Raw genomic sequence first — 2,699 nt, 5'->3', positions numbered from 1 at the left:
GCCGGTACCGTCAGGCTCCAGCTTCCATTTGCAGCGGTTGTCGCCGTGTATTGTTTACCGTTCAGCGTCACTGTGATCAGAGTGCCTTCCGCCAGGTTGGCGCTGGTACCGCTCACGCTCAGATCCTGGCCTTTCTCCACCGCATTCAGCACGTTATCGCCGCTGAGGGTGTCGAAGCCAACTGACGGCAGCCCGGTATCAACGGTTACATTGTGCGTACCGCTGCCGGTATTGCCCGCCGCGTCGGTCACTGACGCAGTGACGGTCACGCTGCCATCGCTGAGGCCGGCAATCACGCTCGCCGGAACGCCCACGCTCCAGTTGCCCGCCGCGTCCAGCACGGTGGTGTAAGTCTGGCCGCCAATGGTGACGGTGACTTTATCCCCCGCTGCCGCGCCGGTGGCGGAGCCGCTGATAATCTGTGCCTGATTGTGTTCAGCCACGTTAATGACGTCATCGCCCGCGATGGTGTTGATCGTCACCGCAGGCACGGTCACGTCCACCGTCAGGTTGTGGTCAACCGACGCCGGGTTCCCCGCCTTGTCACTGACGCTCGCGGTGACGGTCACGCTGCCGTCGGTTAATCCCGCCAGGTCCGCCGCCGGAACGTTCAGCGTCCAGTTGCCGTTAGCGCCTACGGTGGTGGTGTAGTTTTTACCGTTCAGGCTCACGGTCACCGTCTGGCCCGCCTCGGCGGTACTGGTGCCGGAGATGGCGAGGTCTGACTGCGCTTCCGTGGCGTTCAGGATATCGTCAGCCGCAAGGGTACTTATGGTCACGGACGGTGCGGTCGCATCCACGCTGTACTCGCGGCCCGCAGACGCGCTGTTGCCGTTGACGTTGGTCACGCTCACCTGCACGCTGGCATCGCCGTCTTTTATGCCCGCCAGGTCAGCCGATGGGATGGTCGCCGTCCAGTTGCCACTGTCATCAACGGTGGTGGTGTAGATTTTACCGTTCAGGCTCACGGTCACGGTCTGCCCGGCTTCGACGTTGGTCGTCGCGCCGGAAAGCACCAGATCAACACCTTTTTCAGCGGCATTGATCACGTCGTCGGTGGCGATGGCATTGATGCTGATCGCCACGCTCGCCAGATCGACGGTCACGTCGTGGCTGATGGTGATGGGGTTACCCGCCGCGCTGTCGCCGGTGACGCTGATTTTCACGGTGCCTTCCGGCCACGCGCCCACATCTGCCGCCGGAACCGCTGCGCTCCAGGTGCCGTCTGCCAGTACTGTGGCGGAATAGTCTTTCCCGTTCACGTTCACGGTCAGCGCGGTGCCGGGGGTCAGACCGTCGCTGGAACCGGTCACGATCAGGTTCTGATTGTGTTCAATACTGTTGACCACATCATCACCCGCCACGGTATCGACACGCAGACCCGGGAGGTTGGCGTCGATAGTCACATCACGCTCGCCGGAGCCGGTGTTACCGTGGCCGTTGGTCACGGTGGCGGTCACGCTCAGGCTGCCGTTGCCCAGCGCCGTCAGCACGTCAGACGGCACATTCACTGACCAGCTCAGATCGCCCTGCACCGTCGCGGTATAGGTGTTGCCGCCAATCGTCACGGTTACGGTGTTGCCCGCTTCCGCATGGGCCACGGTACCGCTCAGGGTCTGCCCCGCAGCCACTTCCGCCGCGTTGATGACGTTATCGCCCGCCACGGTATTGATGGTGACGGTTGGCAGCGCGGTATCGACCAGCAGGTTTGCGGTATTGCTCACGCTGTTACCCACCGCGTTGGTCGCCGCGGCGTTCAGGGTGTAGTTAGCTTCACCCAGGCCCGCCAGATCGGCTGCCGGTACCGTCAGGCTCCAGCTTCCATTTGCAGCGGTTGTCGCCGTGTATTGTTTACCGTTCAGCGTCACTGTGATCAGAGTGCCTTCCGCCAGGTTGGCGCTGGTACCGCTCACGCTCAGATCCTGGCCTTTCTCCACCGCATTCAGCACGTTATCGCCGCTGAGGGTGTCGAAGCCAACTGACGGCAGCCCGGTATCAACGGTTACATTGTGCGTACCGCTGCCGGTATTGCCCGCCGCGTCGGTCACTGACGCAGTGACGGTCACGCTGCCATCGCTGAGGCCGGCAATCACGCTCGCCGGAACGCCCACGCTCCAGTTGCCCGCCGCGTCCAGCACGGTGGTGTAAGTCTGGCCGCCAATGGTGACGGTGACTTTATCCCCCGCTGCCGCGCCGGTGGCGGAGCCGCTGATAATCTGTGCCTGATTGTGTTCAGCCACGTTAATGACGTCATCGCCCGCGATGGTGTTGATCGTCACCGCAGGCACGGTCACGTCCACCGTCAGGTTGTGGTCAACCGACGCCGGGTTCCCCGCCTTGTCACTGACGCTCGCGGTGACGGTCACGCTGCCGTCGGTTAATCCCGCCAGGTCCGCCGCCGGAACGTTCAGCGTCCAGTTGCCGTTAGCGCCTACGGTGGTGGTGTAGTTTTTACCGTTCAGGCTCACGGTCACCGTCTGGCCCGCCTCGGCGGTACTGGTGCCGGAGATGGCGAGGTCTGACTGCGCTTCCGTGGCGTTCAGGATATCGTCAGCCGCAAGGGTACTTATGGTCACGGACGGTGCGGTCGCATCCACGCTGTACTCGCGGCCCGCAGACGCGCTGTTGCCGTTGACGTTGGTCACGCTCACCTGCACGCTGGCATCGCCGTCTTTTATGCCCGCCAGGTCAGCCGATGG

1 protein-coding gene is annotated in these 2,699 nt (G+C 63.2%); it reads right to left on the bottom strand.

What is annotated here, in order from left to right:
- Positions 1 to 2,699: Ig-like domain-containing protein (locus tag OGV77_RS11940; protein ID WP_286502671.1), on the bottom strand; the 2,699-nt coding region annotated here is incomplete at both ends.

It is taken from the genome of Citrobacter sp. Ce129 (assembly GCF_030334545.1).
Lineage (GTDB): Bacteria > Pseudomonadota > Gammaproteobacteria > Enterobacterales > Enterobacteriaceae > Citrobacter > Citrobacter europaeus.
This window is presented reverse-complemented; position numbering and strand designations above follow the sequence as displayed.